This window comes from Bradyrhizobium sp. 1200_D9_N1_1 (assembly GCF_052075915.1).
Lineage (GTDB): Bacteria > Pseudomonadota > Alphaproteobacteria > Rhizobiales > Xanthobacteraceae > Bradyrhizobium > Bradyrhizobium diazoefficiens.
Window position 1 is genome coordinate 574,124 of sequence record NZ_CP197226.1, and the last position, 24,524, is coordinate 598,647.

The 24,524-nt window shown below is 63.9% G+C and carries 23 protein-coding genes and 1 tRNA gene; 8 read left to right on the plus strand and 16 right to left on the minus strand.

The features are described 5' to 3' along the window. Positions 1-181: 181 nt before the first annotated feature. Positions 182-541, minus strand: a complete 360-nt coding sequence (locus tag AB5K84_RS02710; protein WP_011083157.1) for a DUF3175 domain-containing protein — start codon at positions 539-541, stop codon at positions 182-184. Between the two features lie 182 nt (positions 542-723). Here AB5K84_RS02710 and AB5K84_RS02715 point away from each other — a divergent pair, with 182 nt between their 5' ends. From AB5K84_RS02715 to AB5K84_RS02725, 3 genes are all read left to right on the plus strand, one after another. Then, entirely contained in the window at positions 724-2,208 is a 1,485-nt protein-coding gene (locus AB5K84_RS02715; RefSeq protein ID WP_028175325.1) for an MFS transporter, read from the plus strand. Between the two features lie 3 nt (positions 2,209-2,211). Further along, complete coding sequence (gene otsB / locus AB5K84_RS02720; protein ID WP_011083155.1) at positions 2,212-3,033, plus strand: trehalose-phosphatase; 822 nt, start codon at positions 2,212-2,214, stop codon at positions 3,031-3,033. A gap of 232 nt (positions 3,034-3,265) precedes the next feature. Further along, positions 3,266-4,729 carry a trehalose-6-phosphate synthase gene (locus tag AB5K84_RS02725; RefSeq protein WP_028175323.1) on the plus strand — a complete coding sequence of 488 codons (1,464 nt, stop codon included), beginning with the start codon at positions 3,266-3,268 and terminating at the stop codon, positions 4,727-4,729. A gap of 58 nt (positions 4,730-4,787) precedes the next feature. On the opposite strand, the gene AB5K84_RS02730 is transcribed toward AB5K84_RS02725, so the two are convergent. After that, positions 4,788-5,129 carry a hypothetical protein gene (locus AB5K84_RS02730; RefSeq protein ID WP_038966690.1) on the minus strand — a complete coding sequence of 114 codons (342 nt, stop codon included), beginning with the start codon at positions 5,127-5,129 and terminating at the stop codon, positions 4,788-4,790. A gap of 196 nt (positions 5,130-5,325) precedes the next feature. Here AB5K84_RS02730 and AB5K84_RS02735 point away from each other — a divergent pair. After that, a tRNA-Ser gene (locus AB5K84_RS02735) sits at positions 5,326-5,415 on the plus strand. Positions 5,416-5,437: 22 nt separating this feature from the next. Here AB5K84_RS02735 and AB5K84_RS02740 read toward each other — a convergent pair. From AB5K84_RS02740 to AB5K84_RS02770, 7 genes are read right to left on the minus strand one after another with little or no spacing between them, the layout of a single operon-like run. Next, the gene (locus tag AB5K84_RS02740; protein WP_011083152.1) at positions 5,438-6,436 is read right to left on the minus strand and encodes an FAD:protein FMN transferase; all 999 of its coding nucleotides are present in this window, start codon (positions 6,434-6,436) and stop codon (positions 5,438-5,440) included. An 11-nt stretch (positions 6,437-6,447) separates the two neighbouring features. Then, positions 6,448-6,996, minus strand: a complete 549-nt coding sequence (locus tag AB5K84_RS02745; RefSeq protein WP_011083151.1) for a nitrous oxide reductase accessory protein NosL — start codon at positions 6,994-6,996, stop codon at positions 6,448-6,450. Continuing rightward, a complete protein-coding gene (locus AB5K84_RS02750) occupies positions 6,993-7,820 on the minus strand; it encodes an ABC transporter permease subunit (RefSeq protein ID WP_011083150.1) in 828 nt (275 codons plus the stop codon). The genes AB5K84_RS02745 and AB5K84_RS02750 overlap by 4 nt, the downstream gene beginning before the upstream one ends. Beyond that, entirely contained in the window at positions 7,817-8,725 is a 909-nt protein-coding gene (locus AB5K84_RS02755; RefSeq protein ID WP_011083149.1) for an ABC transporter ATP-binding protein, read from the minus strand. The genes AB5K84_RS02750 and AB5K84_RS02755 overlap by 4 nt, the downstream gene beginning before the upstream one ends. Then, positions 8,722-10,065 carry a nitrous oxide reductase family maturation protein NosD gene (locus AB5K84_RS02760; RefSeq protein WP_038966688.1) on the minus strand — a complete coding sequence of 448 codons (1,344 nt, stop codon included), beginning with the start codon at positions 10,063-10,065 and terminating at the stop codon, positions 8,722-8,724. The genes AB5K84_RS02755 and AB5K84_RS02760 overlap by 4 nt, the downstream gene beginning before the upstream one ends. Positions 10,066-10,097: 32 nt before the next feature. After that, entirely contained in the window at positions 10,098-12,050 is a 1,953-nt protein-coding gene (nosZ, locus tag AB5K84_RS02765; RefSeq protein WP_011083147.1) for a TAT-dependent nitrous-oxide reductase, read from the minus strand. Further along, positions 12,047-14,386: a NosR/NirI family protein gene (locus tag AB5K84_RS02770; protein WP_011083146.1), complete on the minus strand. Its 2,340-nt coding sequence runs from the start codon at positions 14,384-14,386 to the stop codon at positions 12,047-12,049. The genes nosZ and AB5K84_RS02770 overlap by 4 nt, the downstream gene beginning before the upstream one ends. Before the next feature lie 161 nt (positions 14,387-14,547). Here AB5K84_RS02770 and AB5K84_RS02775 point away from each other — a divergent pair, with 161 nt between their 5' ends. Continuing rightward, positions 14,548-15,426 carry a ferritin-like domain-containing protein gene (locus tag AB5K84_RS02775; RefSeq protein ID WP_038966686.1) on the plus strand — a complete coding sequence of 293 codons (879 nt, stop codon included), beginning with the start codon at positions 14,548-14,550 and terminating at the stop codon, positions 15,424-15,426. 99 nt (positions 15,427-15,525) lie between these two features. Here AB5K84_RS02775 and AB5K84_RS02780 read toward each other — a convergent pair whose 3' ends face one another. The 5 genes from AB5K84_RS02780 to AB5K84_RS02800 form a co-directional block, all read right to left on the minus strand. After that, on the minus strand, positions 15,526-16,482 hold the full coding sequence (locus AB5K84_RS02780) for an ABC transporter ATP-binding protein (RefSeq protein WP_011083144.1): 957 nt from the start codon (positions 16,480-16,482) through the stop codon (positions 15,526-15,528). After that, entirely contained in the window at positions 16,479-17,453 is a 975-nt protein-coding gene (locus tag AB5K84_RS02785) for an ABC transporter ATP-binding protein (RefSeq protein WP_011083143.1), read from the minus strand. The genes AB5K84_RS02780 and AB5K84_RS02785 overlap by 4 nt, the downstream gene beginning before the upstream one ends. Positions 17,454-17,456: 3 nt before the next feature. Continuing rightward, entirely contained in the window at positions 17,457-18,290 is an 834-nt protein-coding gene (locus AB5K84_RS02790) for an ABC transporter permease (protein WP_231166612.1), read from the minus strand. 23 nt (positions 18,291-18,313) lie between these two features. After that, entirely contained in the window at positions 18,314-19,258 is a 945-nt protein-coding gene (locus AB5K84_RS02795) for an ABC transporter permease (protein WP_011083141.1), read from the minus strand. Positions 19,259-19,337: 79 nt separating this feature from the next. Continuing rightward, a complete protein-coding gene (locus tag AB5K84_RS02800; protein ID WP_038966683.1) occupies positions 19,338-20,879 on the minus strand; it encodes an ABC transporter substrate-binding protein in 1,542 nt (513 codons plus the stop codon). A 242-nt stretch (positions 20,880-21,121) separates the two neighbouring features. Here AB5K84_RS02800 and AB5K84_RS02805 point away from each other — a divergent pair, with 242 nt between their 5' ends. After that, the gene (locus tag AB5K84_RS02805; protein ID WP_011083139.1) at positions 21,122-22,078 is read left to right on the plus strand and encodes a MurR/RpiR family transcriptional regulator; all 957 of its coding nucleotides are present in this window, start codon (positions 21,122-21,124) and stop codon (positions 22,076-22,078) included. Between the two features lie 356 nt (positions 22,079-22,434). Here AB5K84_RS02805 and AB5K84_RS02810 read toward each other — a convergent pair whose 3' ends face one another. Together AB5K84_RS02810 and AB5K84_RS02815 are read right to left on the minus strand one after the other, a co-directional pair. Next, complete coding sequence (locus tag AB5K84_RS02810; RefSeq protein ID WP_011083138.1) at positions 22,435-22,812, minus strand: hypothetical protein; 378 nt, start codon at positions 22,810-22,812, stop codon at positions 22,435-22,437. A 288-nt stretch (positions 22,813-23,100) separates the two neighbouring features. Further along, positions 23,101-23,346, minus strand: coding sequence for a hypothetical protein (locus AB5K84_RS02815; protein ID WP_028175308.1), 246 nt, complete (start codon positions 23,344-23,346; stop codon positions 23,101-23,103). Between the two features lie 233 nt (positions 23,347-23,579). On the opposite strand from AB5K84_RS02815, the gene AB5K84_RS02820 reads away from it, so the two are divergent. After that, complete coding sequence (locus AB5K84_RS02820) at positions 23,580-23,759, plus strand: hypothetical protein (protein ID WP_074076403.1); 180 nt, start codon at positions 23,580-23,582, stop codon at positions 23,757-23,759. A 77-nt stretch (positions 23,760-23,836) separates the two neighbouring features. Beyond that, positions 23,837-24,517 (plus strand): response regulator transcription factor, encoded by a 681-nt coding sequence (locus AB5K84_RS02825; RefSeq protein WP_028175307.1) that lies wholly within the window; start codon positions 23,837-23,839, stop codon positions 24,515-24,517. Positions 24,518-24,524 lie beyond the last annotated feature (7 nt).

Here is a 24,524-nt window from a genome sequence, read left to right on the forward strand (position 1 = left end):
ACTCTCTCCGCTGTCGTCCTGGCGAAAGCCAGGACCCATTATCCCAGGGAGCAGTCGTTGCGCGAGCAGCCAGCCGCAAGTCTTCGCCAAACCACGTCCTGTGATAATCGGTCCTGGATCAGCGCTCGCTCCGCTCGCTTGTCCAGGACGACGGCTGGTTTTTCGCTGTGCCGTCTAAGTCTCACTCCCTTCCAAACGCCCGCTTCAATTCCACCTTCGCCTGCTCCAGCCGCGCCCGCTGTGTTTTCGGCAGCGTCTTGCCGGCACGGTTGATATAGAACGTCAGCATCGACAGCGCCGAACGATAGGCGCCGGTCTTGCGGCGCGAACTGTGCTCGGCCGAGCGCTTCAGCGATGCTGCGATCTTCTTCGGACTCGTGAGCGTGAATACGCCGCGCTTGAGATCGAGCGCGTCGCTCTCCTTGGTCACACGTTGCGACCAGCGCTTCGGCGTCGCGCGTTTCGCGCTCTTGCGCACGCTGGTCTTCCTGCTGCGCGCAGCTGTTTTGCGAGAATGTGTCGTCTTTCTGACGTGAGCCATGCGTCAACTCCCTGCGGCTCCTTCGGAAACGGACGGCGTTGGAGGCCGTTCCTGCTGGAACCGGCGCTTGCCGCAGACGTTGTCGCAGGTGGCAGGCGGAATGCCGCACCCCGATGATCGGTTCGCCCCTGGCCACATCATGTGAACCGGGGTCGCTTCCATTGGTCAGACCCAGCAACGCGATGGAATTGCAGCAAAGCCAAGCGCTGAATTATGGACCTGCTGTCTCGGCGGTCGCGACCGATCGCATCATCGAGACCAGTATTCCCTCACGTCTCGATGCGCTGCCGTGGAGCGGCTTTCACACCCGGGTCGTGCTGGCGCTCGGCATCACCTGGATCCTCGACGGGCTCGAGGTGACACTCGCCGGTGCGCTTTCCGGCGCGCTGAAGCAAAGTCCCTCGTTGCAATTCTCCAATCTCGATCTCGGCATTGCCAATTCAGCCTATCTCGCCGGCGCGGTGCTCGGCGCGCTCGGTTTCGGTTGGCTGACCGACCGCATCGGCCGCAAGAAACTGTTCTTCATCACGCTCGCGCTTTATCTCTCCGCGACCGCTGCGACCGCACTGTCGTGGGATATCGCGAGCTACGCGCTGTTTCGTTTTCTCACCGGCGCCGGCATCGGCGGCGAATATACCGCGATCAATTCGACCATCCAGGAGCTGGTGCCGGCGCGCTATCGCGGCTGGACCGATCTCGTCATCAACGGCAGCTTCTGGATCGGCGCGGCCATGGGCGCGGTGGCGGCCATCGTTCTGCTGGATCCCGCCTTGATCGGCCCCGATCTCGGCTGGCGCCTCGCTTATCTCATCGGCGCGAGCATCGGCCTCGTCGTGCTGTTGATGCGGATGTGGATCCCGGAAAGCCCGCGCTGGCTGATGATCCACGGGCGGCCCGATCAGGCCCACGCCATCGTCGACGAGATCGAGCGTTCGGTGATCGGACACGACCAGGATGCGAGCGACCGACGCTTCACCAGGATCCGGCTGAAGATGCGCGATCACACGCCGATTCGCGAGGTCATGCACACGCTGTTCACGGTCTATCGCCAGCGCGCGCTGGTCGGCCTCGTCCTGATGGGCGCGCAGGCTTTCTTCTACAACGCCATCTTCTTCACCTTCGCGCTGGTGCTGACCGATTTCTACGGCATCAGCGCCGATCATGTCGGATGGTATCTGCTTCCCTTCGCCGCCGGCAATTTCCTCGGCCCGCTGCTGCTCGGCCGCCTGTTCGACACGCTCGGACGGCGCGCGATGATCATGTTCACCTATGGCGCGTCGGGCCTGCTGTTGGCGCTGTCGGGCTATCTGTTCTCGATCGGGGCGCTCAGTGCGCAAGGACAGACCATCGCCTGGATGGTGATCTTCTTCTTTGCCTCGCCCGCCGCGAGCGCGGCCTATCTCACGGTCAGCGAGACGTTTCCTTTGGAAGTCCGCGCGCTGGCGATCGCGGTGTTTTACGCGGTCGGCACCGGTATTGGCGGCGTCATCGGCCCGGCGCTGTTCGGCGCGCTGATCGACACGGGATCACGCACAAGCGTGTTCGCCGGCTATTTGCTGGGGGCATTCCTCATGATCGCGGCCGCGATCGTGGCGTGGCGCTACGCCGTCTCCGCGGAACGCAAATCGCTCGAACAAATAGCGCGGCCGCTGGCCTTTATGGAGTAGACTATGAAATCGGAACTTGCGGAAATGGCAGTGGACCAGAAGCGCACCATGCCCGTTGACGACGATGTGCCGGAAACGGTGCCGGTGCCGCATGCGCTCGTGCCACATCTCGACGAGACCGCGATCCTGCTCGACATCGACGGCACGCTGCTCGACCTGATGCCGACGCCGCGCGAAGTGTGGGTGCCGCCGGGCCTGTCGGAGACGCTCAAGCGGCTGGTGGAACGCACCTCCGGGGCGTTGGCGCTGGTCAGCGGCCGCTCGCTCAACGACATCGACTTGATCTTCGCGCCCGACGTCTATCGCGCCGTCGCCGGCCACGGCGCGGAGATGCGGCTGTCGGTGGACAATGAAGTGGATGATGTGCACGCGCCGCCGCTGGACAAGGAGTTGAAGCGGCGGCTCGCTGCGATCGCAAAGCTCAGTCCGGGCATTCTGCTCGAGGACAAGGGCTATTCGCTCGCGCTGCACTATCGCCTCGCACCGCATGCGGAGAAGGCGATCTTCGAGGCTGTCTCGCTGATCCGCGCCGATCTGCCCAATGCGCCGATCGAGGTGCTGCCCGGAAAGTTCGTCTGCGAGATCAAGCATTCCGGCTTCACCAAGGCGACCGGCGTGCACGAGTTGATGAAGCACGAACCGTTCAGGGGACGGCGTCCACTGTTCATCGGCGACGACGTCACCGACGAGACCGTGTTCGCGATCATGCCTGACATGAACGGGCTCGCTTTTTCGGTGGGCCGCCGTGCCATGGGTGTGAATGGTCACTTCGATGCGCCGAGCGATGTGCGCGCGTTCCTCGCGCGCCTGCTCGATCCGAGGTGAAACAAAGGCAGCGCCACGCTGCAGACATAAAGGCCGTCGGCGCAGCGCCCTAGCGTGCAGCGATGCATGCCGTGCAATAGTACCAAAATGACTGTCTTTGCAGTAGGTTCCGCAAGCGAAACCAGTTCCAACGTGCGCGCCTGACTTTGGTTTCATTTCGTGGAAATGATGACAGGAACCATATTGATGAACGCCAGTTAAACGGGGTGGAATGAACAGGAGGGGACGACCTGTGAACTTAGTCGTCGTTTCGAATCGTGTTGCGCGCGGCAAACCCAACGAGCCCATGACGGGCGGCTTGGCTGCGGCATTGCTTCCCGTTGTGGAACATTCGGGTGCCATCTGGGTGGGGTCTTCCGGCCGCGTGCGTGACGGCCATCAGAAGGAGCCGTTTGCCGAGATCGAGGCGCTGGGTTCGGGCGCGATTGCGACGCTGGATCTGCCGGCGGCGCATTACGGCGGCTATTACGAAGGTTTTGCCAATTCGGCGTTGTGGCCGGCGCTGCATTCGCGCAGCGATCTGATCCGCGTTTCGCGCGAAGACTATGTCAGCTATCGCGAGGTCAACGCCTTCATGGCGCGCGCCTTGATGCGCTTCCGTAAACCCCGGACCGCATTCTGGGTGCAGGACTATCATTTCCTCGCACTCGGTGCGGAGCTGCGCGATCTCGGCGTCGACGATCCGATCGGCTTCTTCCTGCACACGCCGTGGCCGGTGGCCGCGGTGACGCAGGGCGTACCCAATCATCGCGAACTGATCACGGCGATGCTCGCCTACGATCTCATTGGCTTCCAGACCGAGGAGGATCGCCAGAATTTCCTCGGTTATGTCGCCGGCGAGCTCGGTCTCGTCATCGATGATGGTGTTGTGCTGTCGCAGCACGGCCGCACCCGCTGTGAAGTCTTCCCCATCGGCATCGATGCGGAGAAGTTCGCGCAGTATGCCGCCAAGTCCGCCTCGCATCCGGATGTGTCGCGGCTGCGCCGCAGCCTCAACGGCGAGCGTCTGGCGATCGGTGTCGACCGGCTCGACTATTCCAAGGGCCTCGTCAACCGCATCAGCGCGTTCGACCGGCTCTGGACCGAGCAGCCGCAATTCTTGCGCAGCATCTCGCTGCTCCAGATCGCCAATCCTTCGCGCGGTGCCATCGAGGCCTATGGCAATCTTCAGAACGAGGTCGCGCGTCTCGTCACCGACGTCAACGGCCGCCACGGCGAGGTGGACTGGACGCCGATCCGCTATCTCAACAAGGGCTTCAGCCAGGCCGTGCTCGCGGGGCTCTATCGCACCGCGCAGATCGGTGTGGTGACGCCGCTGCATGACGGCATGAACCTCGTCGCAAAGGAGTATGTCGCCGCGCAGAACCCGGCCGACCCCGGCGTGCTGGTGCTGTCGAAATTCGCCGGCGCGGCGAATGAGCTCGACACGGCGCTGCTGGTCAATCCGCACGACATCGACGCCATGGCACGCGCGATCGCGATCGCCGCCGCGATGCCGCTCACCGAGCGCAAGATGCGCTGGGACGCGATGATGAAGAAGCTGCGCGGCCACACCATCCAGCAATGGTCCGCCGATTTCGTCGCCGAGCTCGAAAAGTGCCGGATCGAGAAGGCCGCCGTCGCCCCGCTCGCAGCCCAGCCCCCGCAAGCGCTGCGCTGGTTGAAGTCGGCGATCTCGGGCGTGCGGTTGATTTAGCTTCCGTGAAGCTCGCTCTGATCTTCCCCCCTCCCACGAGGGGGGAAGGAAGAGATCGTCAATAGCAATACGACACGCCATCCAGAATCGCGCATTGCCGCTTGTTCGGCGCGTTGGGATCGTCCAGCGGCACCATGCCCTTGCCCTGGCCGACGAACACGCCGGGCCCGACATGCACCGAGCTCTTGTTGCCGATGATCACGCTCGGATGCGGCGACGAACTCGAGCGCGTCCCGTCCGGCCAGATAATGGCATCGCCCGAAAGCACCCCGCGCCGCCCGTCGTCGCAGCTGACGTCAACCCCTTGGCGGGTGCAGACCTGAGCCAGGGCCGGCCCGGCAAAGGCGGAGCCAAGGGCCGAAATCAGGCCCAGTGCGGCGATGGTCTTGCGGATGGTCATGGCGCCCCCGGTCGTGTTTGGCATTCTCAAATGAATCGTCGCGCCAAACCCGTCCTGGGTTCAGCCGGCAGGCGGTTCCAAAACAGCCGCCGGCGCCAGATATTGTCATTTAAATACAACATCTTACGGAAAATTCACCCGATTTTCTCGCGGTCTCTTGCAAAATCGCCGGCGCCCCTTCAAGAGAGGGCGCTCCGGAGAGATGGCCGAGTGGCTTAAGGCGCACGCTTGGAAAGCGTGTGTGCGGGAAACCGTACCGTGGGTTCGAATCCCACTCTCTCCGCCAGATCTTATGGCGACTCGTCCTCTCAGGCGCCGTAAAGGCGCAAATTTCCATCATTGGTGATCAGCCGGACCTGCACATCTGGCCGCGTGGCCGCTATGTCGCCAATCTGCGACGCAGGCATCAGGCTAAAGGCGGTCGAAAGCGCATCCGCCTCGGTGGCGGTCGGCGCAATGACGCTGACGGTCCGATAGAGCGCAGGGCTCCGTCCCGTCCGGGGATCGAATAGATGCGTGAACCGGCCCGCCGGATCGAAGCGGAAGCCCGCGCCCGCGGTGGTCGCGACCGCCCGATCAATGAGGTCGATGGTTTCCGTGAGCGCGCCGGCTCTGTCCGGATCGGAAAGGCCGACGCGCCACGGCGTCCCGTCCGCGCGCGCTCCGAGCGCGCGGATCTCACCCATGTTGACGAGGGTCGTCGACAACCCGCGGGCGCGCAAGACATCCACGACACGGTCGGTGGCGTATCCTTGGGCGATGCCGTTCAGGGTGATCGCAGCGCCATGTCTGAGGAGCGCCACAAGCTTTTCGCTTACGCGCAGGCCGCTGCTGCCCACCTTCGCGAGCGCCTCCGCCAGCTTCCCGGCCGGCGGACCGCCGGGATCCGGATTCTCCGACGAAAAGTGTGCGGCATAGAGCTGCCAGAGCGGCTGGACGGTGGGATCGAAGGTGCCGCCGGTAAGGTCGGAGAATTGCAGCGAGGCCTTGAGCAGCGCGACCATGTCGGGCTCCGGTGCGACAAGGATGCCACTCCGGTTGAGGGCACAAATGGCGGAATCCGCCCGGTACAGGCTGAACTGCCCTTCGAGTCGTCTTACCTCAGTCAGGCAATCCTGAATGATCCTTTCCGCCTCCTCCCGATCGGGATGGAAGATATCGATCGACACCTGCGCGCCGAGCGCCGATCCGCGCCAACGCACTGCCCCGGTCGAGGACGCGTGTCCTCCGCCGGAAAGAAACGCCGAGCCTGCGGTCGCGGCTGCGATGGTGATCATGCGCCGGCGCGTGAGATTTGCTGGTGCCATCGGAAGCCTCGTCAGTTGGTCCGGGCGCTGGGGCGTTCATGCCCGGTTTGATCGACGGCGGCGCTGTCGCTGCCGAGCACGTAGCCGCTCGGAACGTCCGCAAACGTGACGACCTTGCCGCCATTGGCGGCGGTGAAGGCGTCCGCCGCGGCACGATTGCCGAAAGGCACAGCCTCGGCGGCCCCCATTCCGCCCTGCTTGCGGCTCTCGATGACGAAGAACGCCTTTTTGGCGTCGATCCAGTTGGTCGCTCCCGGCTCCTCCCAACTGGGCGCGCGCGCCATGTCGGACACGTAGATCGCGCGGATGTCACGGGGCTGATCCGGCATCAGAGTGAAGGCCACGGTGTCGCGCACCGAGGTGAACCAGTACGGGTCGATGCGGCTCGCCGTGATGATCTGCCCTTTGGGGCCAGGGTGTTCGAGCACGTTCATGCCGCAGAAGACCCCCATTGCATCGCTGTTGAGCGCCGCGGGCGGCGGCATGACGGCATCGCTTCCGTCCCGATTGCAGCCGGCGAGGACCAGCGCGACGATCATGCACAGAATCCGCAGGATCATAGCTCCCTCCGAGCGAAGAAGGCGGCCGCAAGCCCGAGCGGCGCGACGACCCAGGCGGTCAGTCCCGTCAACAGCGCGCCGACGCTGGTCGTCGCGGTGCCGGCGAGCCCTGCCATCCCGGAAAACTGGCTGACGTTAAAGCCGGTCAGGTTCGTCATCCGGTACAGGTCCGTCGGATTGAGGAACAGCAGCGCTTCGAGAACGGGTGCGGAGACGATGTTCCCCTGATCGACGACCAGCACGCCGAGCAGTGCCATGTCGAATACCAGCACCATCAGCAGCCAGACTCCCACCGAGATGCCGGCGGCGGTGCCGCGGTCCCGGACCAGGCTGCTGATCAGATAACCGACCGCGACAAAGACCGCCCCGAGCATGACCGAGGTTCCGAGCATCGAGGCGAAGGCATACCAGCTCGCGGCGAGCACCGAGGCGCCGGTCGTCGCGAGGGCAGCGGCCGCGGCGCCGTAGCCGATCACTGTCGCGAAGGCGAGGATCAGGACGTGGCCGCAGAATTTGCCGAGGATCACCTGGCCTCGGCCCACCGGATAACTCAGGAGCAGCGTCATGGTGCCGCGTTCCATCTCGCCGACCACGGCGTCGTGCGAGATCAAGAGGGCGATCAGCGGAAGCAGGAAGATCGTCAGGCTCGACAGGCTGACGACGACGACGTCGAGCGCCCCCGCGCCGACATTGCCGGTGGGTGCGCTTCCCAGGAACGTCAGCGACAAGGCCAGCGCGGCCAAAAGGAGCGTGGTTGCCAGGACCCAGCGGTTCCGTAACCCTTCCTGGATCTCCTTGGCGGCTATGATGACGATCGTTCTCACGCAGCACTCTCCTGCGAATTTAGGAAATGCGCATAGAGCTCATCGAGGGTCGGCGCCGCGATCTCGATGTTGATGACGCCGGGATCACTGGCCGCAGCGCGCAGCACGTCCATTTTGCGCGCCTCGTCGGGCACCAGCAGCATGCGTCCGCGCGGGGTCGCAACACTTGCGCCGTTCACCCACGCCGCGGGAACGCCGGCGCCGGGCGCAAAGTCGACCGAAACCCGGATCGGGAGTTGCGAGATCGAGCGCAGTTCCGACAGGGTGCCCTGCGCGGCGAGGAGCCCGCGGTTCATGATGAGGACATGCTCGGCGCGATCCTCGAGTTCGTTCAGCGCGTGGGACGAGATCAGCACAGTGGCGCCGTCGTCGCGGAGTTCGTTCAGGATCTCATAGAAGGTCTGCCGTAGCGCGGGATCCAGTCCCGTCGTCGGCTCGTCGAGCAGGAGCACCCGGGGCCGGCCGAGCAGCGCCTGCGCCAATCCGAGGCGCTGGCGCATGCCCTTCGAATAGGTCCCGACCCGGCGGTCGGCCGCATCGGTCAGTCCGACGCGATCGAGAAAGGCCCACGCTTTCGACGGTTTGACGTGTTTCAGCCGCGCGTAAAATGTCAGCGTCTCTCGCCCGGTGAGTGCTGCGTTGAAGGCAACGTTTTCCGGAAGATATCCAAGCTGCCGTCGTGCCGAAAATTCACCGGCGGCCGGATCCTCGTCGAGGACGCGGATGGAGCCCTGATCCGGACGGATCAATCCCAGCATCAGCTTGATCAGTGTGGTCTTGCCGGCGCCGTTGTGGCCGACCAGTGCGCTGAGCCGTCCCGGGGCGAGATCGAACGAGACGTCGCGCAGTGCGCGCACCGTGCGGTAGTTCTTCACGACACCAGTCACGGAAACGGTAGCGCTCATCTTCCGCCCTCCTTGCCCGACGGCCGCGGCGGTGGAGCGATCAAGGGGTGGCTGTCGATGACGCCGCCCGGGTAGAGCGCCGGAAACTGAGCCTGGGCCCACCGTAGCACTTGCACCGCAGGGCTGTTGATCAGCACCTTGGCGGAGGGTGCCGTCCACAGCACCCGATCGACGAGATCGTTGGGTCGGTAGGCGGTGTCGGCGATGCCGTCACCGTCGAGATCGAAGGCGGGATTGTCGCTCCAATAATTGCCGCGGCCGCCCTTGGACCAGTCGAGGTTGCGCGTACCGACATATTTGACCTGGTTCCGATTGCCGACGAAGGCGTTTCCGGTGATCTCGTTGCCTTCGGATCCGGCCGTGAAATGAACGCCGATGGCGCAGCGTTCGAACCAGTTGTTCCGGAACCGGTTGTGGTTCGTGTTGTAGATGAACACGCACTTCTCCGGGCCGCTTCGTAAGCTCTGCTCGCGCTTCGTGTCCGGGATCATGCCTCGCTCGTCGTCCGGCCCCTCTTCGCTCCCGGCGGACACCGTATCCAATAGTCCGCCCGTCACCCTGTTTCCGTCGATCTCGGCGTAGTTGGCGTAGTTGAACAGGAGGCCGTGATCGCGATCGCGATCGGAGATGTTGTCGCGGATGATCAGCCGGTTCGAGTACATGATGGCGTAGCCGACATGATTTCCGATCGAGACGTTGCCGCTGACCTCGCTGTCGTTGGTGTACATGTAGTGGACCGCGAAGCGGACCTGTTCGAAGCGGTTGCCGACGAAGCGGTCCTTGCGGCTGGAAATGGTAAAGATACCGTCGCGGCCATAGCGGAAGGTGTTGTCCGCAATGGTGACTTCGGGAGCGTTCCAGAGCGAGACGCCGTTGCCGGCCTCGCTGAGGCGATGGCCGCGAAGCCCTTCGATCAAGTTGTTGGCCACCCGCGATCCGGTCGCTCCGTGCACGTAGACGCCGAACAGGTTTCCCACCAGGCGGTTGTTCTCGATGGTCGCGCGTTCGGCGGTCTTCTGGAGAAAGACCCCGGAATTCATCGCCTGCAGGTCGCGCCCCGACCCCCGGATGGTCACGCCGCGGACCGTTACATCGGGCGCGGTCACCGTGACGACGTTGCCGGAGCCCCCGCCGTCCAGCACGGCGCCGGGACGTCCGGTCAGGGCAAGAGGGCGATCGATGCGGATCGAGCCGTTGTAGTCCCCTGGAGCGAGTTCGACGACGTCACCGTCGCGGGCACGATCCAGCAACGCCTGCAGCGGTTGCCCCGGCACAGCAGTCAGCGTCTCCGCGCTGGCGAAGCCGGACAATCCGGCGGCGACGAGCGCCGCCGGAAGCATGCGTGACGGAAGACGCACGGTGTCGCTCCCGATCAGACCGATTTCGGCTCGACGAACATGCGGCCCTTCATCTCCATGTGCATGGCGTGGCAGAACCAGGAGCAGTAGTACCAGTAGACGCCCGCCTTGTCGGCGCTGAACGACACCGACGCGGTCGCCATCGGCGCGACCTCCATCTGGATACCGTAGTTCACGATGCAGAAGCCGTGCGTCAGGTCTTCGACCGCATCGATGTTGGTGATGTAGACGGTGACCTGATCGCCCTGCTTGACCTGGAACTGCTCGAGCCCGAACGCCGGAGCGGTCGAGGTCATATAGACCCGCACCTTGTTGCCGTCGCGGATGATCTTGGAATCCGCCTCCAGGTTGATCCCGTCGGCCTTGGCTTGCTTGACCGCATCGGCAAACATCGGATCGGCGCGGTCCCAGATCGAGATCGGGTTGATCTTGGAACGGTGCACGATGGTGGCGTCATGCGGCTCGGCGAAGCTAGGACCGTCATGGACCAGTTTCATCTGGTCGCCCGAGATGTCGATCAACTGATCGTTCTCCGGCTTCAGCGGGCCGACGTTGAGAAAGCGGTCCTTCGAAAACTTGTTCAGCGAGATCAGCCATTTTCCGTCGGCCTCCTTGGTCTGACCCATCGAGGAGTGATTGTGGCCAGGCTGATAGTGGACGTCGAGCTTCTGGATGATGGGATCGACCTTCTCGCCCTTAAAGGCTCGTTTGGCGAGATCGATGTTCCATTTGACGACCTGGCTGTCGAGGAACAACGTCGTGTAGGCGTTGCCCTTGCCGTCGTAGGCCGTATGCAGCGGCCCGAGGCCGAGTTCGGGCTCGGCGACCACGACGTCGCGCGGTTTGATCTTGTCGTCGAACAGTTGGTCGAACAGCCGAACGTCCATCACCGTCACCGTCGGCGACAGCTTGCCTGCCGCGACGATGTGGATGCCGTCGGGCGCGGTATTCATGCCATGCGGATTGTTCGACACCGGAACGTAGCGCGTGTAGGGCGAGCCCTTGCGACCGTCGATCACGGGCACGCCGTTCATTTCCTTGAAATCACCCTTCTTCACTGCCTCCTCGATCCGCTTGAGGTTGAAGATGACGACCCAGTCCTGCTCGTTGGCGGTCATCTCGGCCAGAGTGACGCCTTCTTCGGCGTTGTAACAGGTCGAGAAGCAGTATTTGCCTTGGTAGTCGGAATCGACGTTGTCGAGATTGCCGCTAACCATCACCTGCCAGGCCACTTTCATGGTATCGCCGTCGAGCGCCGTGAAGATGGAGTGATATTCCTTCGGGTTGTCGAGAACCTTGCCGTCGTTCGGCAGCGGAACGCCGTCTTCCCCGTTGCAGAACACATATCCGGTTCGTGGATACTTCTGCAGCCGAAGGCCGTGGACGGTGTGCTGATTCGGCAGTTCGATAATCTTGTCGCACTTCATGACGTCGAGCCGCACCCGCGCTACGCGGCTGTTGGCCTTGTCGTTCATGAAGGCGTAGCGGCCGTCGTAGGTGCCGTCCGTGAAGGAGACGTGCGGATGGTGGAGGTCGCCGTTCATGAACGTGCCGCCACGGTTCTTGAGGAATTCGCGGGTCGCCGGCTGCATCCCTTCTGTCAAAACCTTCAGGCTTTCGTTGGTCTGGCCCCAGCCGGTCGCGCTGCAGCGGTTGAAGACCGGAACGCGCATCAGTTCGCGCATCGAGGGGAGCCCGATGATCCGCATCTCGCCGGATTGGCCACTCGAAAAGAAGACGTAATATTCGTCGAGCTCGCCCGGCGCGACTTCGGTCTTCTGCACGGCCGGACGCGCCGGCGGTGCCTTGGGTGCGGCAGATTTGGTCTGCGCGTCGGCGGTCGAGACGAAGCCCGCGCCGTCCTTTGTTACCACCGCCCCGCCGGCAAGTCCCACGCCCGCAGCGGCCGCCGTGGTCCCCAGCAGCGTTCGCCGGCTGACGCCCTTGATGTTGTCGCTGTCGCTCATGATTGCCTCCTCGGCTTTCGGTTCAGGTTGCAGGTTGCAGATGGCGTGATGGCGTCGACTGGCGACGCGCCGACGGGTTTTCCCCCGGCTGTGATGATTGTGTTCGGACCTTTGCCGCCTGATCGCATCGAAGGCGACGACATGGCCATCCGCTTCTCGCGCTTCAGCCGCACCTGGATCATGTGCGGGCAGCGGTGGTCATCGAAATAGAGTTCCTGGCAGTGCATGCAGTAGATGCACTCGTTGACGTTGATGTGACCTTCCGGATGGATCGCTTGCACGGGGCATTCATTGGCGCAGCGCTGGCAGGGCGAGCCGCATTCCGGCCAGCGTCGCAGCCATTCGAACATCCGGATGCGGCCGGGAATCGCCAGCGCCGCGCCGAGCGGGCACATGTAGCGGCAGAAGAAGCGCTCGACGAACAACCCCGCCGCGAGGAGGGTCAGGGCGTAGACGACGAACGGCCATTCCCGCGCGAACTTCAGGACGATCGAAGTCTTGAACGGTTCGACCTCGGCGAGCTGCTCGGCGAAGGCGGTCGAGTAGAGCGACATGCCGAACAGGCCGAGGAAGATGATGTACTTGATCGGCCACAGCCGTTCGTGAAGGCCCCAGGGAACGCGGTACTGCGGGACCTTGAGCGCCTTGGCGGCGTTGTTGAGCAATTCCTGCAGGGCGCCGAACGGGCAGAGCCAACCGCAGAACGGTCCGCGCCCCCAGAAGAGAAGTCCCGCCGCGATGGAGGCCCAGAGAAGGAAAATCAGCGGCGCGGAGAGGAAATACTCCCAACTGAACCCGGTCAGCAGGGAGTTCGTGAAGGTCAGGACGTTGACCACTGAAAGCTGAGCGTTCGCATACCATCCCAGCCAGACGAGAATGAACAGCAGATAGAAGCGGCGGACCCACGTGTACACCGCCGGACGACGGACCAGAAAATTCTGGAAGAAGAAGATCAACGTCAGCGCGCCGAGCGCCAGCATCGCTGTGCCGATCTTGAGGGCGTCCGCGCGCCATATCCGCATCCACAACGGATCCTCGTCGGTCGTCGGCACGCGGGCTTCGGGGGCGGCGGCCGGCGACGACTTTGCGGTCGGCGCCGCTGCCGCTGCGGCCGGCCGAACCGGCGCTTCGCGCTTGAGATAGGTTTCGGGAAGTGTGTATCCAAGATCGAAGGTGACCCAGGCCTTGTCCCGTGCGCCGACGACGCGCTGCACCAGGAGCTGCAGCGCCCACGGCTCGGTCGCATCGAACGCGAAGTCGGCCGGCACGATGAACAGCGCTATTTCGGGAAAATCCGGCGCGCCGTCGGCCGCCAGGCTACCCAGTCGGGTATGGTCCCGATCGCGGAAACGGATGCTGTTGGTTTCCTGGATCAGCTCGATCCGGTCGAAGATTCCACCCCGAACGTAGGCGGCCCCTTTGAAGGAATAACGGCCGGCACCGGCGACGACGAGCGCCTGCTGGCCTGGCTTCAACCTGCCGGCCAGCCGGCCGTAGCTCTCGTCGCCCAGCAGGCTGCGGCCGATGGTCGGCACCGCGACGTCCGCGACATAGAGATCGATGAAGCTGTCGTCCGGAGCGCCTTCCTCCGGGCGCGCTGCGGCGACCGCATTGCCCGATTTCTCGAAGGCCTGGTTGATATCGGCGACGGAGAGGGTTAGCCGCCGGACCGAGCCGTCGCCGACCAGGGTCTGCCAATCGCGGACTTCGCTCTTGGCCGCGTCGATGGCCTTCGCGGCTCGCGGCCCGGCCGCCGCAACCGGACTGCCCTGAGCGCCGAGGCGGCCGCTCCGGATCAGCTTGGTGGCGGATCGAACGATGCTGTCGCCGATCACCAGAACGGTTACGGTTGCGCCGCTGACGATGTCGACTTGGGGCGCCGGCGCAGCCCCGCGGGCGACGCTCCCCAGGTCGGCGCCGATCAGCTTGTTGACGGCCTCCAGAATGCGCTTTTCGGGGATGCCCACCAGCACGATGGGCTCCTTGTGCTCGACCAGCTTGAGGCCGGTCAGCACACCTTTCGGATCGATGCCGACGAGCATCTGGATCGGTTTTCCGGAATAGCCGACCGCATTGGCGAAATCGGAATTCAGGTACACGAAGCCCTGCAATTGATCGCCGCGATAGGCCGGTATGATAGGCGGCTCGCCCTGCGGGGGACCGAAACGGTCGGCGCCCGCGAAGAAGTCGGCAGGGGCAATCTTCGACAGGTAACCGTTCAGGTCGGCAGCGGACGCGGTGTTGAAGGACGAGAGCACGCAAAGGAACGCCAACGCGAAGAGTGCGCGCGCCGCTTGGGTTAGAAAATCCGGAACAACATGCGTTCTTTGGAGCATGGGACCTCGAACGTGAACGCCGCGACCGACCGGGCCGCGCGCTCCTATTTCTTCCGAAGTCGCCGTTGACGCAGGAACTTGATCGGATAGATGCTACGCTGTCAACCGAAAGAGTGTTTGCGCTGGATCAAGCTCGCCAATTGTTCCGTGAGGATCTCGTCATGCCGTTGCTACGAACTTCGCTGCTGATGAGCGAGCCGGCCGGAACGCTCGAGTCGCTCGACGAGTTGTTCGCTCTCGCCAACGCCATGGAAGAGGAGGCTGCGAAAAGATACTCCGCGTTGGCGGAGGAGATGCGACGGCAGAACAAGGATGCCCTGGCCGAGGTCTTCGCTAACCTCGCCGCCGCTGAGCGCGAACATGTCGACAGCGTCGCAAGATGGTCACAATCGCGCCGCGGCAAGGCGCCGGATCCGGCACTGGTTCGATGGGAGGCGCCCGAAACCTTCGACGCCGAGACGGCAAGGGAGATCGAAACCTCCCGGCTGACGACCCCCTACCGCGCTTTGGCCATGGCGGTTCGCAACGAGGAACGCGCCTTCGCATTCTGGTCCTACGTCGCCGCCTATTCCCGGGATTTGGAGATCAAGCAGGCCGCCGAAGCCATGGCGCGTGAGGAACTCGGACATATCTCGACACTGAGGAAGGAACGGCGTCGCGCCTACCATAAGGAGCATGAGCAAACCGAACGGAGGGGGCGCGACGATTCGGCCGTGATGCAGATCGATGCGCGCGCACTGGAGCTCCGTCTCGCAGCGCAGCTTGCCGACTTGGAACGCGGTCTCGCCGGGGCTGCAGCGGTCCGCACACGGGAGCTTGTTGAAGAGACGATGCAGATGTCCGAGAAAGCCGAGGGCATCGGGAAATTCCCGGTGTCACTCGAACAGCGCGACGCGGAGACGATCTCGGAAGCGCTGGCCGACGGCTACCTGGAGAGCGCCGAAAGCGCCGGCGATCAAACCCAGGTCGTGCTGCTACAAGAATTGGCGGAAGGGGCCATCGCTCGCTTAGCGTGGTTGCGCTCGTTGACGGTGGCGTGAAGGTTGAATGCGACGTCGTTCGTCTCCGTGCCCGGTCCTGGCCGTACGCCATCGGTTTCCTGGTCGCGCGAAGTCGATCCGACAGGCCCACGAATCCGGCTACGCGTTATGGCAGGCAATTGCTCTACCGTCCGCGCCGGCAGACCGAAGCTCGGGAACGTCGACCAGGCAGCGATGGCTGGCTATCGGGCAACGTGGGGCGTAGGCGCAGCCGCTTGGCCGCTTGAAGAGGCTTGGCGGTTCACCCGTTTCGATCGCGCCGAGAATCCGCTTGGATGGGTCCGGCTTCGGAATTGCCGCCACCAGCGAACGTGTATAGGGATGGCGCGGATCGTCCAAAACCGTCCGCGTTGCGGCCTGCTCCACGATCCGCCCCATATACATCACCGCAACGCGATTGCTGATTTGTCCGATGACGCCGAGGTCGTGGGAGATGAACAGCATCGACAGTCTCAGCTGCTCACGCAGATCCATCATCAGATTGAGCACCTGGGCCTGCACGGACACGTCGAGGGCCGAGACCGGCTCGTCGGCGATCACGATGGACGGTGAGGGAAGGATTGTTCGTGCGATGCCGGCCCGTTGCCGCTGCCCGCCGCTCAGTTCGTACGGATAGCGCGCGGCGAAAGACGGATCCAGGCCGACCGCCGTCAGCGTGGTGGCGATCGCCGCGCTGCGCTCGGCGCGACTGGTGAAGAAACCATTGATATCGCCAGCCTCCGCGACCGAGTCTCCGATCGACCGCCGCGGGTTGAGCGATGCATAGGGATCCTGGAAGACCATCCGGATGTTCAGGCGCATGTTGCGAAGGCTGGCGCCCGTCATGTCCGTTCCCTTGAAGCTGATGGTGCCGCTGTCGGGCCGGGCCAGCCCCACGATGGACCGGCCCAGCGTGGTCTTGCCACAGCCTGACTCGCCGACGATCCCAAGCACCTCACCCTCTGCCAGCGACAGCGACACACCATCCACCGCCCGCACCTGATATTTTCGGCCGGCGCGCCTGACGCTGAAGGAGACTCTCAGATCCCGAATGTCGAGGACGGCGTTTCCGTTCATCGCGATTCCCCGCCGTCCAGGGGGAAGGCGCAGAGCACCTCGTGTCCTCGAGAAACCTCCGCGCGCGGCGGGGCCGCCGTGCGGCACGACTCGCGCACTGCTGCGCACCGCGAGGCAAAGACGCAGCCGGCACCGACTGTGCCGGGCGCCGGCGGCTGGCCCGCTATGGTTGGCAGGCGGCGCGCGCCGGAATTCCGCGACGGCATGCAGTCCATCAGTCCGCGCGTGTAGTGGTGGCGCGGTCTGCCGAACAACGCTTCGACGCCCGCGGTCTCCACGATCCGGCCCGCATACATGACCGACACACGATCGGCGAGCTGCGCGATCACCCCCATGTCGTGGGTGATGAACAACATCGCCATGTCGAGGCGGTTGCAGAGCTCGCGCAGCAGCCCGAGAACCTGCACCTGGATGGTGACATCCAGTGCCGTGGTCGGTTCATCCGCGATCAGAACCTGAGGCCGGCAGGCGAGCGCGATCGCGATCATGACCCGCTGGCGCTGGCCGCCGGACAATTGATGCGGATACGCCGAGAGCTGCATTGCGGGATCTGGCATGCGCACCAGCTCGAGCAGCTCGCGCGCCCGGGCGATCGCCGGGGGACCGGAAGATCGATCATGCACGCGCACGGCTTCGGCGATCTGATCGCCGATCCGACGAACCGGGTTAAGCGAGGTCATCGGCTCCTGAAAGATCATTGCCATCCGGCCGTGGCCCGCTTCGACGCGCTGCCAGGGCTGCAGCTGCGTCACGTCGCAGCCTTCCAGCAGGACCCGGCCGGCCCGGATCCGCGGGCCGGGCTGCGGCAGCAATCCCATCACCGCGAGCGAGGTCATGCTCTTGCCGCAGCCGGATTCGCCGACGAGGCCGAGGATTTCGCCCTTGCCAAGTTCGAAGGACACGCCGGCGACGATGTCGACCGGTGTGGTCTCCGAGCCCAATGACACCGTAAGGTCGCGAACGGACAGCACGATCTAGCCCTTCTCGCTAAAGACCTGACGGAACCGGGGATCGAGACGATCGCGCAGTGCATCGCCGACCAGGTTGAGCGAAAATGCAGTCGCCACGATCATCATGCCCGGAAAGAACAGCAGCCACGGGGCTCGGGTGATGAAGGTGCGCGATTCCGCCAGCATGTTGCCCCAGCTCGGAATCTCCGGCGGAGCGCCCAGGCCCAGGAAATCGAGCGATGCCGCGCCAAGCTGCGCGAACGCGAAGACGAAGCTGGCCTGCACAAGAAGCGGAGAGATCAGGTTCGGCAGGATGTGCTTGCCGATGAGCCATGCCGTTCCGGCGCCCATGCTGCGGGATGCCTCGACATAGGTCTCCACGCGCAAGCGCAGCGTCAGACCGTAAACGATGCGCGTCGTCGTCGTCATGTAGCCGAGCCCGATCGCCAGAATGGCATTGGCCACGCTCGGGCCGAGGACGACGATCAGACCGAGTGCGAGCAGCAGGCTCGGGAATGCCATGAGCACATCGATCATGCGCATCAACAGGTGACCGAGCCGGGGAAACAGGGCGGACAGCACGCCGACCGGCACGCCTGTCGCAAGCGCGAACACGACCACGCCCGAACCGATCAGGAGCGCCATGCGCGCCGAGTGGATGACGCGTGACAAGGTGTCCCGGCCAAATTGGTCGGTACCGAACCAATGAAGCGCGTTCGGAGGTGTCAGTCGGATCGACGGGTCGATGGCGTAGGGATCGTAAGGTGCGAGCCAGGGCGCGAAAGTCGCGGCAAGCACGGTCCCCAGGAGGAGGCCGAGCCCCACCAGTGCGATCGGGCGCGCGATGAATGGCTTCAACCAAAGGGTCGCACCGTCGCGGCTCATTGGAGTTCGACCCGCGGATCGAGCAGGCGATAACTCAGATCGACGATCAGGTTGATCAGGAGATACACGACGACGATGACCAGAATGACGCCCTGGATCACCGGATAGTCCCGGCGGAGGATCGACTGTACGACGAGGCGGCCGATACCCGGCAGGGCAAACACCGTTTCGGTCACCACCGCTTCGGACAGCAGCGCCGCGAAGGTGAAGCCGAATGCCGAGACCACCGCCAGGAGCGCGTTGCGCAGGATGTGCCGAACCACGACCTGCCAGGGCCGGATGCCCTTTGCACGCGCCGTGCGCACGTAATCCTCGCGGGCGACGTCGAGCATGCTGGCGCGCGTCAGCCGCAGAATCAGCGCGGCATTCGGCGCTGCAAGCGCCAGGCTCGGGAGGACGAGATAGCGGAGATTGACGAGCCCGCCTTCGAAGATCGATGGATAACCGGAGCTCGGAAACCAGCCAAGCCACGCGGCAAAGATCAGGATCAAATAGAGCCCGACCCAGAACGTGGGAATCGAGGCCATCAGCATCGCCGCGCCGGATAGCCCCTGGTCGAGCCAGGTGCCGTGCCGAACCGCCGCGATCATGCCGATCGGCACGCCGATGAGCGTAACCCAGATCATCGTCATGGTGGCGAGCAAGGCGCTGGTCTCGGCACCGTCGGCAATCACCGACAGCACCGGCGCCTGGAAGAAGATCGACCGTCCGAGGTTGCCCTCGAGCACATGGCCGGTCCAGGTCAGATATTGCAGGATGATCGGTTGATCGAGACCGAGCTGGTGTCGCAGAGCGTCGATCTGATCGGGGGTCGCGGTGTCACCGAGCAGGACGTAGATGGGATCGCCCGGAACGATATGGATGAAGGCAAAGATGATAACGGACGCCGCCAGAAGCGTCACCGCCGTCGTTCCCGCGCGCTTGAGTGCGTAAGACCACATGTGATTGTGCGGCTGATCAGCGGCGATGATGCGCGCCGGTGACGGCGCTCGACATTCCCAGCGGTCTCATTGCCCGTCCTTACTTCGTGGACACATTCCAGAACACGGGACCGTTCGGGTTCAGTCCCTTCAACTTGGGAGAAGCGATGTCATAGGTGTAGGCATCGCCTACTTTCATGACCGGCACCTGATCGTAGATCAGCGATTGGATCTTGTCCCATGTCGACTTGCGTGCGGTCGGATCGGTCGATTTGATCAGCTCGGCCCGAAGCGAACTGATCTCGGGACTGTCCCACCACCCGGGATAACTCGCATTCAGGAACGTGAGGAGCAGCGGATCGGGCGAGAACGAATGGTGGGTGACAAAGATGTCCCACTGTTCCGGCTGGCCTCGCATCTTCAGAAGCGTCGCCCAATCGACGACCATCATCTGAACATTGATCCCGGCGTCGGCCAGTTGGCGAGTGAAGACGGAGGCTTCGTCGTAGTGCGCCTGATAGTTTGTCGAGACCAGAAGGCGGATCGGAGTCCCCGTGTAGTCCGCCTCCTTGGCGAGCTCCTTGGCCTTCTTTGGATCGTGCGGGCTGTAGCCGGAAACGCCTTCCGCCGAGTACCAGGGCGTGCCCTTGGGAAAGATCGATCCCTCGGCGTTCCACAGATCCTTGGAGCCGAAGGCGACGCGCAGGGCCTGCGACTTGTCCAGCGCGGTCTGGATGGCGCGGCGGAGCTTGTAGTTGTCCTTCAGGATTCCCTGCTTCGAGTTCATGAAGAAAAGGCCGAAGATCGACGCGTTCGTACGCTGCACCTGGACCGATTGGTCCTTGCTCAGGGACTCGTACAGATCGCCAGAGATCATTTCCGCATAGTCGTAGTCGCCGGCTTGCACGCCGCTCACGCGGGTGCCGACGTCCGGGACCGGAATGAACCGGATCTTGTCGAAGATGGCGATGCGGGCGCCGGCGAACCCGTCGCCCTTTTCCTTCACCGGCTTGTAGCCATCGAATTTCTCCACCTCGACATAGCGGTTCGGCCGCCACTCCACGAACTTGTAAGGCCCGGTGCCGATATAGTCCTTCTGCTCGATCGGCCGGTTGCCGGCATTGGCGGCGATTTCTTCCGGATAGATCGCAAGGCCACCATTGACGTCCGCAATGAGATTCTTCCAGGCGCCGTTCGGCGCGGACAATTTCAGCGTGACTTCGTACTTTCCCGTCGCTTCGACCGACGTGGCTGCGGCCATCAGGAGCTTGCCGCGCGCACCGAAGTTGCCCCACCGCGTCAGCGAGGCGGCCACGTCCCTGGCGGTCATCTCCTTGCCGTTGTGGAAGGGAACGCCTTCGCGGAGCTTGATGACGATGGTCTTGCCGCCGTCTTCCTCGCGATCGCTCTCGGCCAGCATCGGGCGCGGCGTATAGGCCGAGTCCAGCGCATACAGTGTTTCGAAGATGTGGCGGCCGATGACCGATGCGACGTCGGCAGTCGTCAGCATGACGTCAAGTGGCGGCGGTTCGCCGATGGTGGCTTCGCGAAGCAGGGTGGCCGCGCTGGCCTGTGCATTGAGAAACAATGCGGTGGCGATCCCAACGGCGCCGCGCATCAAGACACTGAGGTCGCATCTCATGATCGCCCCTCCCACCTTGTTTCAGCCGCCTGCCTTCACCTGCAGGGGATGCGCCCTCAGGCGTTGACCCGGCGGCGCGTTATCGTTTGTTTGAAAGTTACATACAGAATATGCTAAGTTTCAAGTAGAAAATTGCGGTAGACTGCCGATCTGTCGATACGTGGATTGATCGAGGCTGAAGGTTTCTTACGACGATCTCCTGGTCAAGGGCGCAGGTTAATCCGACTTGAGGAAGGGCGCGCATGCCGCGTGCGAAGCGAATTCACCCGGCGAAAGCCGCGGGGACGGCAGTCTCGACCCCGTCGCGTCGCGACGCGTTCGTGGCCGGCGACATCATCTCTGTCATCAGACAGAGTGCTCCGAGTCTCAGCCCCTCGGAGCAGCGTGTTGCCATGGCGCTGCTGGCCGACGTCGAGTTTGCCATTCACGCGAGCAATGCGGAGCTGGCTCGCAGCGCGCGTGTCAGTGAGCCGACAGTGACCAGGTTCAGTCGCTCCGTCGGCTGTCGCGGCGTCCGTGACCTCAAGGTGAGGCTGGCTCAAGCCATGGCGGTTGGGCGGATTTACGTTGAGCTGCCCCCGCATGTCGGCACGGATCTGGCGCGCCCCGCTCTCTGGCGGTCGGTGTTCCAGGAAATTCGTCGCGCAATCGCTGCTGCCGAAGAGGGACTACGGAAGGAGGACATCGAGAGGGCTGCCGAAGCCATCTCGCGCTGTTCGAAACTTGCAGCCTTCGGCGTGGGCGGCGGCTCGACCCTTGCGGCGATGGAGGTCCAGAATCGCTTCTTTCGTCTCGGGATCGCCGTCTCTCACACCTCCGACCCGAGCTTGATGCGCATGATCGCGGCGACCCTTGGCGAGGAGGATGTCGTCGTCGCCATCTCGACCACGGGTGCAGCGAGCGAGGTGATCGAGGCAGCCGGTATCGCCAAGCAATACGGCGCCCTGGTCGTCGCGATTACCAGGCCGCAAAGCAGGCTGGCCTCAATCGCCGATATTGCGCTCGGGGTGCACGTGCCCGAAGCGCCCGATGCGCTCAAGCCGACCGCGTCGCGCTATGCCCTTCTCGCGGCCATCGATCTGCTCGCCGCGTCGACGGCCTATTGCAAGCCGCTCGAAGCCCAGACACGGATGCGACGGATCAAATACGAGTTGCTGAAGGGGACGGACGGAAATTCAAATGGGCCGCTCGGCGACTGAAGCGCGATGCCGGCACATGCCAACTGTTGCGCTGCTGACGCTCTCAGCGCAGGCTCGGGCCCTTGCTCAAACGTGCGCGTCGTAGATTTGGATGTCGGGACGAGCAAATCGGACAATCTGCGCGATCAGAGCGGTCGTCATTTTGGAGCGAGCCGGTAGAACTCAAGCCTGTAACAGTGGGCTCGTGTTGGAACGGCATGGAAAACATTGAGTCTGTTAGTCGTTCGGTAGCCAAGATGCTCTCGAGAGAGCATCTTGGCTTCGCAAGGGTACGACGCGTTTCGTCGCCTTTATCTTTGACGACGACGGCAATACGCCTTGGTCAGTCCGGGCCGATGGCTGTTGAGCGGTTGGGGCTAGCTGCAGCTCAGCGGCAACGGCTGGTTGGGATGCAACTCGTACCAATCATAGCAATCCGGATAGGCGCCGTAGAATCCATATCCGGGCCGGTAGCGGCCGAAGTGGTGAAACGCGTGCTGGCGGAGACCGTCGGCATGACCGCCGAAGCCGAGGTGCTCGCCGCCGAACCGGGCGCCGCCGCCGAAGCCGCCCTCATGCCCCATGCTGCCGAAATGCGCGCCGCCGCCAAAGCCCGCATGTCCACCGCCGAAGCCGCCACCGCCAAAGCCGCCGTGGCCGCCACCTCCACCTCCTCCACCGTGCGCGTCGGCCGCGCCGATGGCGAGCGTCGAGGCGAGCGCTGCTGTTGCCAGAATCATGATGGCTCGTTTCATGGAAAACTCCTCTCGTGTTGAGCTGCCCGGTCATCCCTGAGGCCCGCTGCCGGATCGTGCTGTGCGCGCGAGGCTGCTGGTGACCGGGCGTGTGATGCAGGAGAGGTAGGTGCGCCGCGCGGCAATCCAACTGAATTCCGCGTCAGACATCAGGCGCCGCGCGCGAAGGTGAACGCGCCGCGCGTGGTGGCAACGCACGCAAGAGAGCGGGCTGAATCGAACAGCCCGCTCCCTGTCATTCGATGTGAAGCGCCCGGCGGAGCCATCCGGCCGGCCGCGTTGGTGCAATCAGAAGCTGCCCGTGCCCGGCTCGCAAGGCACGTTGTTGCCGGTCCACGGCGCGGTGGCAAAGGCGCCGACGCGCGGTGCCGGAATGCAGGCGCGTTCGCCCGGATAGAATGGCGCGCTCGTCGCGACCGTATCGGCTTCCACCGCGGGCTGCTGCACGACGCGATGGTGCTCGCGCGCCATGACGGGGCCGCCCAGCATGGCGGCTGCGATCAATCCCATCGACAACAGTTTGGACGTGGTCATTCGCTCTCTCCATTGATGACATCAGGCCGAACCAAGCCGGCTCGTCATCGACGTGTGAACGATCAGTCGCGATTCAAACGCACGATTTGCTCACCGCAGTTCAACCGCCCGTGACCCGATGCGGCGTCGCAACCACGATCGTGCGAATGCATAACATCCGTGGCCCCTGAAACTACAGCGCGTGCGTTGACGGCATATGTTCGATCAGCGCAGTTGGCAGCGGAGCCCGGAAGATGATCACGACATTGGCAACACGCATCGCCCTTGCACTGGCGCTGCTCGCGAGGCGCGCGGTCCGCACCATGAATTGCAATTCAATGGTGCCCCATGCGACGCGAGCCTATCCTGTACCGCAGCGAGTGGCCGGCGTCAGGCGGCATCAGGGCCGCGCGTTCGACGCGGGCGGGCATTGAGCATGAGACCGCGTGCCGCTGAACCCTCGCTTCCTCACCGCGCGCCGAAACGGCGTGCGGAACGCGGAACGAGGATCATGAACCGGATTCTCCTGATCGAGGACGACGCCGAGACCGCCGAGGCAATTGTCGCCGAGCTCGCCGATCGCGGGTTCGAGGTGCAATGGGCCGGCGACGGCGTCGACGGTCTCGACCGCGCGCGCACATCGAGCCCTGATGCCATGATCGTCGATCGCATGCTGCCGGGAATGGACGGGCTGGCCGTCATCGAGGCGCTACGCAAGGACCAGGTCAGGACGCCCGTGCTGGTCCTGAGCGCGCTCGGCGCGGTTGACGACCGGGTGCGCGGATTACGCATGGGCGGAGATGATTATCTCACAAAGCCGTTCGCGATCATCGAGCTGGTCGCGCGGATCGAGGCGCTGCTGCGCCGTCCGACCGACAGCCGCGAAACCATCCTGCATGTCGGGCCGCTCGAGATCGACCTGATCGAGCGGACCGCGCGACGCGGCGAGCGCGAGCTCGAACTGTTGCCGCGCGAATTCCGCCTGCTCGAATACATGATGCGCCGGAACGATCAGCTGCTGACGCGCGCGATGCTGCTCGAGGAGGTCTGGAATTACAAGTTCGTCCCGGCGACCACGAACCTGATCGATGTGCATATGGGTCGGCTCCGACACAAGGTCGACGGTCCCGGAGAGGTGCAGCTGATCCACAACGTCCGAGGCTCCGGCTTCGTTCTGCGTTCGCGGCTATAGGGGCGCG